The organism is Akkermansia muciniphila (assembly GCF_030848305.1).
In the GTDB taxonomy this organism is placed as follows: Bacteria; Verrucomicrobiota; Verrucomicrobiia; order Verrucomicrobiales; family Akkermansiaceae; genus Akkermansia; species Akkermansia muciniphila_A.
The window spans coordinates 996,976-1,009,628 of record NZ_CP114598.1 but is presented as its reverse complement, the minus strand read 5'-3'; the positions used below and the strand labels follow the sequence as shown (position 1 = coordinate 1,009,628).

Annotated in this window: 11 protein-coding genes and 1 rRNA gene; 4 read left to right on the top strand and 8 right to left on the bottom strand. The window is 56.8% G+C overall.

Features of this window, described 5'->3' with window-relative positions; genetic code table 11:
• Positions 1–43: 43 nt before the first annotated feature.
• Entirely contained in the window at positions 44–1,108 is a 1,065-nt protein-coding gene (locus tag O4G22_RS04445; protein WP_306702266.1) for a 3'-5' exoribonuclease YhaM family protein, read from the bottom strand.
• A 272-nt stretch (positions 1,109–1,380) separates the two neighbouring features.
• On the opposite strand from O4G22_RS04445, the gene O4G22_RS04440 reads away from it, so the two are divergent.
• Together O4G22_RS04440 and O4G22_RS04435 are read left to right on the top strand one after the other, a co-directional pair.
• Positions 1,381–2,214, top strand: a complete 834-nt coding sequence (locus O4G22_RS04440) for a deoxyribonuclease IV (RefSeq protein WP_290488137.1) — start codon at positions 1,381–1,383, stop codon at positions 2,212–2,214.
• Between the two features lie 232 nt (positions 2,215–2,446).
• On the top strand, positions 2,447–3,946 hold the full coding sequence (locus O4G22_RS04435) for a hypothetical protein (RefSeq protein WP_306702265.1): 1,500 nt from the start codon (positions 2,447–2,449) through the stop codon (positions 3,944–3,946).
• Here the strand turns inward: O4G22_RS04435 and O4G22_RS04430 are convergent, their stop codons facing one another.
• Positions 3,947–4,636: an SWIM zinc finger family protein gene (locus O4G22_RS04430; RefSeq protein ID WP_306702264.1), complete on the bottom strand. Its 690-nt coding sequence runs from the start codon at positions 4,634–4,636 to the stop codon at positions 3,947–3,949. It abuts the gene before it with no gap.
• 24 nt (positions 4,637–4,660) lie between these two features.
• Complete coding sequence (locus O4G22_RS04425) at positions 4,661–4,828, bottom strand: hypothetical protein (RefSeq protein ID WP_179218406.1); 168 nt, start codon at positions 4,826–4,828, stop codon at positions 4,661–4,663.
• Here O4G22_RS04425 and argH point away from each other — a divergent pair.
• Together argH and O4G22_RS04415 are read left to right on the top strand one after the other, a co-directional pair.
• A complete protein-coding gene (gene argH / locus O4G22_RS04420) occupies positions 4,827–6,194 on the top strand; it encodes an argininosuccinate lyase (protein ID WP_306702263.1) in 1,368 nt (455 codons plus the stop codon). The genes O4G22_RS04425 and argH overlap by 2 nt on opposite strands.
• A 136-nt stretch (positions 6,195–6,330) precedes the next feature.
• Positions 6,331–8,010, top strand: a complete 1,680-nt coding sequence (locus O4G22_RS04415; protein ID WP_300771049.1) for a SulP family inorganic anion transporter — start codon at positions 6,331–6,333, stop codon at positions 8,008–8,010.
• A 281-nt stretch (positions 8,011–8,291) separates the two neighbouring features.
• Here the strand turns inward: O4G22_RS04415 and O4G22_RS04410 are convergent, their stop codons facing one another.
• The 5 genes from O4G22_RS04410 to rrf all read right to left on the bottom strand — a co-directional run bounded on the left by O4G22_RS04410 (position 8,292) and on the right by rrf (position 12,596).
• Complete coding sequence (locus O4G22_RS04410; RefSeq protein WP_094136557.1) at positions 8,292–8,819, bottom strand: hypothetical protein; 528 nt, start codon at positions 8,817–8,819, stop codon at positions 8,292–8,294.
• 13 nt (positions 8,820–8,832) lie between these two features.
• Positions 8,833–9,324, bottom strand: coding sequence for a transcriptional regulator NrdR (gene nrdR / locus O4G22_RS04405; protein WP_012419886.1), 492 nt, complete (start codon positions 9,322–9,324; stop codon positions 8,833–8,835).
• Between the two features lie 254 nt (positions 9,325–9,578).
• Positions 9,579–11,072, bottom strand: a complete 1,494-nt coding sequence (locus O4G22_RS04400) for a sialate O-acetylesterase (protein ID WP_306702262.1) — start codon at positions 11,070–11,072, stop codon at positions 9,579–9,581.
• 330 nt (positions 11,073–11,402) lie between these two features.
• Complete coding sequence (locus O4G22_RS04395; RefSeq protein ID WP_306702261.1) at positions 11,403–12,074, bottom strand: PEP-CTERM sorting domain-containing protein; 672 nt, start codon at positions 12,072–12,074, stop codon at positions 11,403–11,405.
• A gap of 406 nt (positions 12,075–12,480) precedes the next feature.
• Positions 12,481–12,596: ribosomal RNA gene (gene rrf, locus O4G22_RS04390) — 5S ribosomal RNA — on the bottom strand.
• Positions 12,597–12,653 lie beyond the last annotated feature (57 nt).

The window sequence follows — 12,653 nt, the reverse complement described above, 5'->3', positions numbered from 1 at the left end:
GCGGACGAAGAACACGCCGAACCTCTTCCATGCAGGGGGAACCTTACGGCAGAGCGTCTTCGCCATCCGGCTCCAGAGGGAGAACGGAAGGCAGCGGGAGAACAACGTTGGCAGGCAGGGGGGCCTTGCGCTGGAGCACTCTGGGAGCCAGGGCCTCGCTCGTCTCATAAGCCCCGCGGAACATTTCCAGCTTGGCGTCCAGATTGTCGATGTAATGCAGGGCCACCGCCTCCGGCGTTTTGGGGAACACGGGGGAGCCAAAGGCAAGTTCCCCGTGATGGGAAGCAATCAGGTGCAGCAGGTGCATGCGCACGTCCGGTAAAGGAGGGTCCAGCGTCTTCCAGGAATCCGCCTCCGGAAGGGACATGATGCGCTTCCACAAATTGTTGACCAGTTCAATGCCCAGCGGAATATGGCCCAGCAGTTCCCCGGCCTCCGAATAGGGCATCGTAAAATCCTCCTTCGGGTAGCAGTTTTCCCACAACTTCCCGCAGTCGTGGAACAGGCACCCGGCCAGCAGAAGGTCACGGTTCAGCCCCGGATTCGCCTGACAGACGGCAGAAGCCGTGCGCATCATCCCCGCCACATGCTCCACCAGCCCGCCGCGGCGGGCGTGATGATAGGTGCGGGCGGCGGCGGCGCGCTGGAGGCGTTCCCCGAACTGCTCAATGAATTCAATGCACAGGGCGCGTATGCGCGGATCATTCATGCCCTTGATGAACATGCAGATTTCCTTCAGATCAGCCTCCTGTTTTTTCTTCAAGGTTCCGGAACCGGCCAGAAAGCTTTCCTTCTCCTGTTCGTCCAGCAACCGCACGTCCAGATCGGAAACCTCCATGCCGAACCCACCCTTGGCCCATTGGCCGCGCAGGCTCACGAAACTGCGGAGGGGCAGCGGAGCGAGCGTCCGGAACCAGGGTTTATCCTCCCACACCTTCAATCCCATGGTCCCTTCCGCATCGGCAAAAGACACATCCAAATACGGCTTGTTGCCCTTGGTCATCTTCTGCGCGCACTGGGCGATCTGGGCAAAAACTTCCGCTTCAACCTGGCCTTCCGCGGCCAGCTTGCCCAACTCCATGAGGCTGACTTGTTCCATGCGTGCCATCTTGCCCCTCTTCCCTCCATCCGTCAAGAAAACGCGGGAGGACTACGATAATAAAAAAAGGAAACCGCTTATTTTCCCAATGCGTCCAGCTCGGCAAGGCAATACGGATGCCGTAATCAACCGGTTACATCCATGACCCATAATCACTATCGTTTTAACTCCCCGTACGTTCCTGCCGGTCTTATTCTTTCCCATCAAGTCATGCAGACCTTTTAGTCTCTCTTCCTCTCCGCGGCATTGCTAAACTTCCTTTCCATTCCGAACCTACCGCCATGCCATACATCGGATGCCACCTCTCCTCCGCAAAAGGTTATGAAGCCATGGGCCGGGTTGCCCTCTCCATCGGCGCCAATACTTTTCAGTTCTTCACCCGCAATCCGCGGGGGAGCAAAGCCAAAGCTATTGACGAACAGGATATTGCCCGTTTTCTGGAATTAGCTCGGAACAACGGATTCGGAACGCTGCTGGCACACGCCCCCTACACGCTGAACCCCTGTTCCGCAGACTCCGGAGTCGCCCGTTTTGCGGCCCAGGTACTGAAAGAGGATCTGGAACTCATGGAACATCTGCCGGGAAATCTTTATAACTTCCATCCCGGCTGCCATGTAGGTCAGGGAGCGGAAAAAGGCATTGAACTGGTGGCGGACCAATTAAACGGCGTGCTTTCTCCGGAACAAACGACCATTGTTCTGCTGGAAACCATGTCCGGCAAGGGAAGCGAAGTCGGCCGGACCTTTGAAGAACTGGCCGCCATTATGGAGCGGGTAGACCTGAAGGACAAGCTGGGCGTATGCCTGGATACCTGCCATGTTTATTCCGCCGGATATGATATCGTCAACAGACTGGATTCCGTACTGGAACACTTCGACGCCGTGCTGGGCCTGGAACGCCTGCGCGCCATCCACCTGAACGACAGCATGACGCCCTTCTCCTCCTTTAAGGACCGCCATGAAACCATCGGCAAGGGTTCCCTGGGAGAACAGGCCTTCATCAACATCATCAACCATCCCGTTCTGCGGGAATTGCCCTTTTTCCTGGAAACGCCCAGGGACGACGCCGGGCACGGCGAAGAAATAACGTGGCTGAAGGAACATTACCTCAACTGACCCTCCGCCAAGGTGTTCTCGTACTGATTGAACTCCATTCTACGACAACGGATTCGGCCTGTTCCGACCCTTTTGCCGGAACCGGTATCAAGCAACGTCAACCCCCGGCCGCCGCGAAGCGGCGCGGGGCTTTTTCATTCTCCGGAGGTAACTGCATCCTTTTCTTTGGAACAAAATATGCCATGCTGGCCTTTTGGATTCCTCCCTGCCGACCAGTTTCCCGTTCCGCGCCATGTCTGCCCGCTTCTTCCTGCCCGCACGCCTTCCGCTATGCGCGGGACTGTTGTACCTGGCGCTGCCCCTACTCCTTTTTCTGCAGGGATGGGTGCATCCGGTCTTTTCCGCGCCGCTTTGCGCCGCACTGGCATACGGGCTGTACGCCTGCGCTCGGCATCTTCCGGCGCAAAGGCTTCCGTTAAGCGGGCGCGGATTGGCCGTGCTGGGTCTTCTCTCCTTCTTCTGCCTGATGCTGGTGCTGTTGTGCGGATTCACGGGCCACTGCCAGCAACACGCGGATTTTATCATCCGCAATGCCGTTTATGAACGCCTTGCAGCAAATTCCTGGCCCCTCGTCACGGAGGACGGACATCATTTCATCTACTACCTGGGCCATTGGCTGCCTCCGGCGCTGGCGGCTTCTTTCTGCCCGGCCTCATGGGCTCCCTGGCTGCTGGCCCTGTGGACCTTCCTTGGACTGGAACTGGCGCTGCTGGCGGCAGCCGTCCGCTGGGGAATACGGAAGACGGCCCGCTGGGCGCTGATCCTCCTCTGCCTCGGCTCTCCGGCAGCGGCGCCGGACTGCCTGGGAATTCCCCTCTCCTTCCTGTTTACGGAATACAATGCCCAGATGGTCCTGTTGATCGGCATGCCCGTCCAGCTCTTCAACACATTCAACCATGCTGTTCCGGCGCTATTGTGCGCCGTATTCGTCCTGACGCGCTCCCTGTCTCCCTCCGGATACTATCTCGCAGGGGCGTTTCTGCTGCCGTCCTCCCCGCTGGGCGCTCTTCTGCTCCTTCCGTATATGGCGTATGAAACCCTGTTCCGCTACCCGCCGGCACGGCAACCGCTTTCCCGTCTCCGTTCCCTTCTGAGCCAGCCGGTTTTCTGGCTCGCCGCCCTGTGCACGGCCGTCATGGCCGTCTTTTACTCCCATTTGGACGGGGGAGGAGAGTTCTCCTGCCTGTTTGACGCAAACTATGCGGAAATTTACCACTACGGACAGCAACGGCTTCTGCTCCATCCCGGTTCCGTCAAATACGCCAGCTTCCTGCTGGCCCTGGCCCTGGGAATTCTGCTGCCGGGGGCGCTCCTCTACCCCAAATGCCGGAAAAACCCGTTGTACTACATCACGCTGGGCATGATGGCAGGCAGCCTCTTTTTCCGCACGGGCATCATGAACAATGAACTTCTCTTTAAAGCTCCGGCCGTCCTCTATCCCTTCCTTTCCCTGCTCTTTCTCCGGGCCCTCCGCCGGGGAAGCGTGAAATATCGGACCCTCCTGATTCTCTATCTGGGCTTTTCCGCCCTCCCGAACCTGCAATGCACCATGGAAAAAGCGGGAACATTCTCCACCCGGGCAGACCTCATGCAGAAACATTGGCAGACGTCCGGCGACATGCCCGGCTGCCCGGAAACTCCCATGCGCCGCCAGTTCATGAAAAAGGACGGCCACCCCCTTCCCTCCTGGCTATTCAAAACCGGAATAACGCCGCAATCACGGCGGCAATAATCAGTCCAGACTGATGCCGAATATATCCGAAAGGGAACCGGCATCCATATCCAGTGCGTCCTCTCCTCCGGGAACGGGTTCCGGAGCCTTCGGAATCAAAACGGAGGCGTCCATTCCGCGCAGGGTAAACAGCAATTCCGGCTGCTTATCCAGCATCACGCCGAAAGCGTACAGGGCTGCGGCCGCATGCTTGCACAAATCCGCCCAATCCGGACAGGAACAGGAAAAACGCCACTCTTCCGGCGCGGGGAACAGGCCGCCTTCCGGCGCACACAGGATTTCCAGCAGCTCGGAAGACAAATTCCCTTTCAACAGATCAATCCAGGAACCGATCTGTCCGGCGCACCGTGCGCGCAGCCGGGTAAGCGCCTCTTCATCCGGGGGGCAGGCCTGGATGTGAACCTCATACAAATGTTCACCCATCACCAGCGCGTCAATGCGGCCGGGGAGCGTTTTAAGATCCAGAACACAGCCATAGCGCAGGTAGGTTCTGCCGGGGGCCAGCCGCATCCCGTACACCTCGCACGCGGACAGGCTCTTCATCCATTCTTTCCCCCAGAAACTTTTCGCCAGAGTGCGCCCGGAAGCCGTTACGGGATGCAATTCCACCCCTTTCGCGGCCAGCTCCGCGGCTTTTTTCTCCGCGCGTTTCCGCAAATCCGCCCGCTTCAGAGGCATTTCGTCATCCATACACACGGCACTATAATAACATATTCACTCCCGTCCACCACAGGGAAAAAACAGCCATGCGCCGTTTCTCTTTTCCCGGCTCCACTCCAGTTTTTCAGGCATGCGGATCTTTCCCAGCTCTACGGAATCTGCTTCTATTACCCATTTCAGGCTTTCAAAACGGAAGCTCCTGGGGCACAACATGGGGGTCATGTGGAAAGGCAGATTTTCTAAACCAACCGCTGATCTGGTTCAACGCTACGGCGAATCCGTCTCCTACGACTGGAGACTGTTCCGCCAGGACATTGCCGGATCCATCGCCCATGCGCGGGCCCAGCTCAAGGCAGGCCTGCTTTCGCAGGAAGAATTCAACGCCATTGAATCCGGCCTGAAAGACATCCTGAAAGACATTGAAGCAGGCAATTTCTTGTGGAGCCGGGAACTGGAGGACGTGCACATGAACATTGAAAGCGAACTCACCCGGCGCATCGGCGCTCCGGGCGCCAAGCTGCATACCGCACGCTCCCGCAATGACCAGGTGGCTACGGACACGCGGCTTTACTGCCGGGCGGAAATTGATGAAATCCTTGGAAAAGTGCGCCATCTGCAGCGGGCCCTGGTCATGAAGGCGAAGGAATACGCGGATGCCATGATGCCGGGCTATACTCACCTGCAACGCGCCCAGCCCGTCACCATGGGCCATCACCTGCTGGCTTACGTGGAAATGCTGGACCGGGATGCGGACCGCCTCAAGGACTGCCGCAGGCGCCTGAACATCTCCCCGCTCGGTTCCGGAGCCATCGCAGGCTCCACCATCTGCCTGGACCGCCACGGAATTGCCGTGGAACTGGGGTTCGACGCCGTTACAGAAAACTCCATGGATGCGATTGCCGACCGGGATTACATCATGGAAATCCTTTTTGACCTGGCCGTGGTCGGAGCCCATCTCTCCCGCATGAGCGAGGACGTCATCCTGTGGTGCACGGCGGAATTCGGCTTCGCTTCCTTGTCCGACGCCCATACGACGGGTTCCTCCCTGATGCCCCAGAAGAAAAATCCGGACGTCGCGGAACTCACCCGCGGAAAGACGGGGCGGCTGTACGGCAACCTCACCGCCGTCATGGTGGCCGTCAAAGGGCTTCCCCTGACTTACAATCGCGACCTTCAGGAAGACAAGGAACCCCTGTTCGATTCCATTGACACGGTCAAGCTGGCTCTGGACGTCAATGCGGAAATGATAGCCGCCATGACGGTGAACACGGCCCGGGCCCGGGAAGCGGCGTCCGATCCCATGCTGCTGGCCACGGACCTGGCGGATTATCTGGTACGCCGCGGCGTCCCCTTCCGGAAGGCCCATGAGCTGGTCGGGAAGGCAGTCGCCATGAGCATCTCCACGGGCACGCCGCTCAACAAGCTGAGCGATGAACAGTTCGCTTCCATTTCAGATGCATACGGAACAGACGCGCGCGACGTATTTGAATTGACAAAAGCCTTCGCCCAGCGTACCAACCCGGGGGCTCCCAATTCCGACAACACCCGCCGCCGCATCGCCTACTGGGAAGGCATCCTTTCCAAGTAACGCCGCCTGCGGAGGCGGACGGGAACAAAGAGAACCTGCCGTCCGTCTCCGCGGCGCGCTTCCGGGTGCAGGAAGGGGACGCTTCAACCCCGCTGGCGGCGGCATCCACCGCAGCCGGCCAACCATCCCGGCAGCCATGTTCAAACCTGCTCTTCTTTCCTCTCTCAAAACTTATACCAAACAAACCTTTCTGGCGGACCTTTTTGCGGGGCTGACCGTCGGTGTAGTAGCCATCCCGCTGGCCATGGCCTTTGCCATCGCATGCGGGCTTTCCCCAACCCAGGGTCTCATCACCGCCATTGTGGCCGGGTTCCTCATTTCCCTGTTCAGCGGAAGCAAATATCAAATAGGCGGCCCCACCGGCGCCTTCGTGATCATCATCATGGGCGTCCTGGAGCAATACCACGCATCCGGCCTGCTGGTCTGCACATTGATGGCGGGCCTCTTCCTCATCATCTTTGGGTTCTGCCGCATGGGGGCGCTCATCCGCTTTATTCCCTTCCCTGTCACCACAGGGTTCACCTCCGGCATCGCCGTGGTAATCTTTTCCACGCAAATTAAAGACATCTTCGGTCTCACCATCACGGAAAAAATTCCCGGAGAGTTCATTGAAAAATGGGCGTGTTACTTCCATTATTTCCACACCATCAACTGGGCCGCGCTGGGGCTGGCCGCCGGCACCGTAATCATTACCATGCTGAGCCGCCGTTTCTGGCCCAGAATACCGGCCATGCTGGTGGGCATGCTGGGCATGACGGCCGTTTCCGTGGCGTTTTCGTTACCTGTGACAACCATCGGGCAAGCCTTCGGCAGCCTCCCGAACACGCTTCCCCTGCCCTCCCTGCCCAGCATTGACTGGAGCACTCTGGGGGCGCTGACGGCCCCTGCTTTCACCATCGCGCTGCTGGCGGCCATCGAATCTCTGTTAAGCGCCTCCGTGGCGGACGGCATGACCGGAGGACGCCACAAGCCCAACATGGAGCTGATTGCACAAGGCATCGGCAACATCGGCTCCGCCCTGTTCGGCGGCATTCCGGCCACCGGAGCGATTGCCCGCACCGCCACCAACATCAAAGCCGGGGCTAAAAGCCCGGTTTCCGGCATGATTCACGCGCTGACCCTCCTGGCCATTCTGATGGCCTTCGCCCACTATGCCCAGCAGATTCCCCTGGCTGTCCTGGCGGGCATCCTGACGGTAGTGTGCTACAACATGAGTGAAATACACACGTTCAGCCGTCTGCTGAAAGGGCCCAGGCAGGATGCGGCGGTGCTGGTGATCACCTTCCTGCTGACCGTCTTTGTGGACCTCGTCGTAGCCGTGGAAGTGGGCGTGGTGCTGGCCGCCCTGCTCTTCATGGGCCGCATGGCCCAAATCAGCGATGTTTCCGCCATCAAAAACGAACTGCTGGAAAATGATGAGGAAGATGACGGAGGCCGTTCCGCTTCCAAGCTGGACATCCCGGAAGGCGTGGAAGTTTTCGACGTGAAAGGCCCCTTCTTCTTCGGCGCCGTGGAGCAATTCAAAGACCAGGTACTGGAAACGCTGGAGCACGATACCAAGGTGGTTATCCTGCGCATGCGCCTGGTTCCCGCTCTGGACGCCACCGGCCTGAACGTCCTTTCCGACTTTTGCCACCAGTGCCGGGAGCACGGCTCCACCCTGCTGGTCTGCGGCGTGCAGCCCCAGCCTCTGGACGTCATCCGCCACGCGCCCTTTTACCGGGAGCTGAAACGCTATAATATCTGCGAGAATATTGACGCCGCCCTGAACCGGGCCCGCAAAATCATTGACGGCCCCGCGCCCAAACACCTGTAACGGGTGAGGTTGCCCCTGTTGCAAACCGCCAGAAATAACAATCTTGGGGAAAAATGGGGGAAAGCCTCCTGCATTCCCTCATCCGGTTCATCTCCGGGATCAGGCGGCGGCGCAATACGGCCTGTTAACTCCTATTGGGGCCATTCCAGAAAAGTGGAATGGCCTCACATGCTCATGAAAAGCGGAAACGCGCAGCGCTCCGAACCGGCTCCATCAGCCGGGAAAGCGGAACCTGCTGAGCTGCGCGGCTGAATACTTCAATACGGACCGGATAAGTCCCGTTAACAATCCGCCGCCTGCTCCTCATAGCGGGAAAGAAGAAAGTCCAGGTCTTCCAGCAGAGACTGGCAGGAACGGTCCCAGCGCTTCCTTCCCCGGAGAGCCATCACGCATTCCTTCCTGCCTGTGAAGCAATACCTGGTAATGCCGTGCCCCCGCAATTCCTCCACCTGCTTTTTCAGCTCGCAGGCGAAAAACAACCAGAACGGCACGCTGCGGGCAATCTCCGCAACGCAGACCGTCATGGGCGGCGTCTCCTCCCTAAGCTCCCTTGCAAGGTGCTCCAGGCCCACTTCCGTGAGCATGCGGCGCAGGCGCGCATACAGCTCAGACACCTTCATGACGGACAAATCGCACTCATGCTCCAGATAATAGCGCACGGAGGCCAGCAGATCTTCCTTGAACGGCAGGGTTGTCCCGGCGCGCCGGGCGGCATGCTCCAGGGCATCCGCCAGCCATTGCTCCCCGTACTCGGTAATCAGGCAATCACCAAGCTTGAGCAGCGGTCTGTTGTTTCGGAAGCCAATCATGGAACAGGGAACTTCAAAGAATGGGAAGCTTGCGCTGCAGGGGATCTATGAGCGTCTGGTGGCGCATCTGCGTGATCTCCTGAATAAATTCCTCCACATTGGAAAACTGGCGGTACACGGACACATAGCGGATGTACGCCACGGGATCAATGGCGTACAATTTTTCAATCACCTTCTTGCCTATTTCGCTGGAAGGAACTTCGCGTAAATGGTCACGGTGCAATTCGGAAATGATCTCTTCCACGGCGCGGTCCAGGCGGTCCATGCTGACGGGCCTTTTTTCACACGCTTTTACCAGGCCGCGTAAAATCTTTTCACGATTCAGGGCTTCTCTCAGATTATCCCTTTTGACTACGCGCAACTCCGTGCGTTCAATCTGCTCATAGGTCGTATAACGGTAATCGCACCTCAGGCAGACGCGGCGGCGGCGGATGGTCGTCCCGTCTTTAGACATACGGGAATCAATGACTTTATCTTCCAAATGACCGCACTGAACGCATCTCATGGCGCGACCATACTACCACATAACGCATCCATAAAGGAAAAAGTACGCCAAATATAGTACAGTAGACTTAATGATCAATATTCCCCAACCAGAATTGCATGTGAATAAACCGGGGCAAAAATGCCGCCGTTTACGCCCCTGCTCGGATTCCCGGCCGAACCTCCCCTGTGAATAAGAAAAAAGCCCACACAAACCCTCCGGAGAAAAAACGCATTTTTTACTCCGTCCTCCGCTGGAAAAAGTCCGGCACGCAATTACGGATTCACCGTGCCGCCCTGATTAACGACACTGCCCGCAACAGGTCTGGAGCCATTCAGATTCAGTACAGCGCCCTGCTTGACGAGGATTTTGCCCAAATTCACGGCCTTCCCTTCCATACCCTTCAGAGTCATTTCCACCTTTCCGGACAATGTCCAGGAACATTTCAGGGCAGAAGGCAGCACCTGTTCCAATACGACGCGGGCCGCTTCCGCCGTTTCTCCGCCGCCTTCCGCGCGGGCCACATGCACCTCCGCCTGGCCGGACAAACGGACAGGCATGGTTTTTTCCTGAACCAGCGAGGGCTTAATCTCCACGGCAGAACCGCCCGGAATATTCCAGGACTGCCGGCCCGCCAGTTGTACATTTGCCCTCAACTGCAAATTTTTTCCTTCCGCCAGACGAATACCTCCCGGGCCGATTACCAAACGGTCTCCGGACCCTCCCTTGCTCCGGACAATAACGGTATTGACGGCCGGATCTTCCACACGAATTCCAAACAATTTCACCACTCCCGACACCAGACTGGGTTTTACGGAAGAAGCCACGTTCCACACGCACACGTTCTTCCCCGGCATTTTCCGGTTCATCCACGCGTCCGGAGAACTCAGAGGAAGATCATAACGGCCGCTGCGTACGGAGCCGGCATCCTTCCCGGCCAACCGGGCGGCTTCATAAGCAAAACGGGCTCCTATGCAAATCTGGGACTGGCCGTTGTAATGCACTCCCATCTGATCCCCCGCGGTCAGCTTGGGAAGATCGCGGGTAGGAGCATAGCCCAGGGATGGGCGGGATTCTGCCAGATCCTTCATCACCTGCCGGGTTGTCTTTCCCTGAACTTCCGTGTCGCGCCCTTCCAGGCCTCCGGTAAGGTTGCCCGTTTCCGGATCAGACTCATTCTTTCCGGCCCAATTGGCATTTTCTCCAACAACGGCTTTCTGCGCGGCCAGCGCGGACGTATCCCCATACGGTTTCAGATCTGCCGCCAGATTGCCCAGAAGCTCCAGAAAACGGGAGGCGCTCTCCGGAACGGAAGCGCCGCCATTGCTTTCCCCCTGCAAATACAAAAGTCCGGCAAACTCCACTTTGGAATACTTGGACCTGTCCACACCCGCACAGGCATTTTTGACGGCCTGCACCAGCGTTCTGTAAGCCTGGCCGTTTTTCCGCCAATGGGAATTGTCGCCGCCGTCCCGGGAAGCTTTTACGACCGCAACGTCCGCGTCCTTAAACCAACCATTCTTCTCCAGAGTAAAAGCAAACCCGTATTCCGGCCCCATGCATAAATTGCCGTTATAACGCGGCATAGCAGGCCTTACCTGTTCCCAGGATGTGGAAGCGCCGGGAAACACGCCTTCCCTTTGCCCAAAATTTTCATGCCAGTACAGTGTTTCCTTCGGCTCATACTTTTTTAACAACTCCAGAGCGGCAGGACTGCCCTTCACCGCTCCCAGGGAATTGGATTGGCCCGTCAGCAAAAAAATCTTCAATTCTTTTGCAGAACATACAGAAGAAAAGCACAGAAGGAATAAAAAGGATAGAAAACGAATCATTTGAGTTACATTTGCCCAAGGGCGACTATAGCTGCGGGAATTTTCTTTTTCAACCGTCAACTATCACCCGTAGGAGAATGAATAAAGAGATGAGGGAAAAGACCAGTAATCTTAAAAGTCCCATTCAAGGTTTCCGAGGAATCATTAAGAAAAAGAACCCCCGGAAGAATCATTTTCTTCCAAGGGTTCGTCAAATAATATTCTGAATGATCATGGTGCAGAGGCACATGGGTAGCATTCTCGCTCCCTTTTCCCGCCTCTATCGGATCAGGCTTCCTGCCTTCTGCGCCTCCGCATGGCCAGTCCCGCCAAGCCCAGCAGGCTCAGGGAAGCCGTCGCCGGTTCCGGGACCAGATACGCAGACATGGAAAGATTGGAAATAGAAGGCACGGCAGAAGAGTTGGGACCGTCCAATTGGAGAAGCACTTTATCAATGGAGACGCTATCACCCAACTCTATACTTCCCGTTCCACCATTTGCTGACAAATCCAGCACAAACTGGCCATCTTTCCAGGAGATGCCTCCGGAAATGGTAACGGTTTCATTAGAACCTATCGTGGTTAAAGAGCTCGAAGGTGATACAAAACTGCCGTTTGCATCCCATGCGCCTTGGAAAGAGTAAGCCCTGGCGGAAACATTGTCTGACGTGCCATAACCAATTGTTCCGTTATAGGCGCTCGTTCCCAGGCAGACAGCCGTTTCCGAACCTACAAACGACACCATGGCGGCAGCATTTGTAGTTCCATTAGTGGTAATATCAAAAGAAAATGTAAATGTATCCTGTTCATTTGCCAGCAGGATACCTTCACTCAGCGTGGTGACGGCAGCGGCCTGTCCCCAGTTAGAGGAAGGGCAGGAAGCTGTTCCATTAGCTATTTGAATCGTATTGCGGCCACTTCTCCCTACAGACAACTCCCATCCATCCGAAGATTGCAACAATGCATCATAAGTAAGGGTAGTGTCGCCTAACGCAACTCCGGCAGCAGCTATAGTTCCAAGAATAGAAAAAACACTCTAGTCATGACGCATGACGAATAGCGGTTTTTGAATCCGCTGTCGAGCTAATTTTTTGAAAGAGAGAAATATTAACAGTTTCAGACAGAGAAAATAGAAGTTCTTCTGCGAAGTGAAACGCACTTAAAGAATAATAGAAAACTCTTATACGCTACCTATTGCATCCTGTGAACAGAAACAACCGGATTCAAAAACCGACCTCATGAGTCCCTACCGAAAAGAGGCAAAGAGAGGAAAATTTGGCAGTAAAAAAGATAGAGAGGATTAAGAGAGAGCAAGAAGCGAACAGGCCCCGCGAGTCTGGAGACTGGCGGGGCCTGATGGGAAAAAATCCCGGCGGCGACCTACTCTTGCGGGACCTATCGTCCGACTACCATTGGCGCGGCAGCGTTTCACTTCCGGGTTCGGAACGGGACCGGGTGGGACCACTGCGCTCTGGCCACCGGGCTTCAGGGGGAAGGGACTTTCATCGATCTTCATCCTGCCTGCCCGGGAGCCCAGCAT

What these genes read in the sequence shown, in the direction of transcription:
- O4G22_RS04445 (WP_306702266.1), bottom strand. Translation starts at nt 1,108, where the DNA reads ATGGCACGCATGGAACAAGTCAGCCTCATGGAGTTGGGCAAGCTGGCC.
- O4G22_RS04440 (WP_290488137.1), top strand. Translation starts at nt 1,381, where the DNA reads ATGCCATACATCGGATGCCACCTCTCCTCCGCAAAAGGTTATGAAGCC.
- O4G22_RS04435 (WP_306702265.1), top strand. Translation starts at nt 2,447, where the DNA reads ATGTCTGCCCGCTTCTTCCTGCCCGCACGCCTTCCGCTATGCGCGGGA.
- O4G22_RS04430 (WP_306702264.1), bottom strand. Translation starts at nt 4,636, where the DNA reads ATGGATGACGAAATGCCTCTGAAGCGGGCGGATTTGCGGAAACGCGCG.
- argH (WP_306702263.1), top strand. Translation starts at nt 4,827, where the DNA reads ATGTGGAAAGGCAGATTTTCTAAACCAACCGCTGATCTGGTTCAACGC.
- O4G22_RS04425 (WP_179218406.1), bottom strand. Translation starts at nt 4,828, where the DNA reads ATGACCCCCATGTTGTGCCCCAGGAGCTTCCGTTTTGAAAGCCTGAAA.
- O4G22_RS04415 (WP_300771049.1), top strand. Translation starts at nt 6,331, where the DNA reads ATGTTCAAACCTGCTCTTCTTTCCTCTCTCAAAACTTATACCAAACAA.
- O4G22_RS04410 (WP_094136557.1), bottom strand. Translation starts at nt 8,819, where the DNA reads ATGATTGGCTTCCGAAACAACAGACCGCTGCTCAAGCTTGGTGATTGC.
- nrdR (WP_012419886.1), bottom strand. Translation starts at nt 9,324, where the DNA reads ATGAGATGCGTTCAGTGCGGTCATTTGGAAGATAAAGTCATTGATTCC.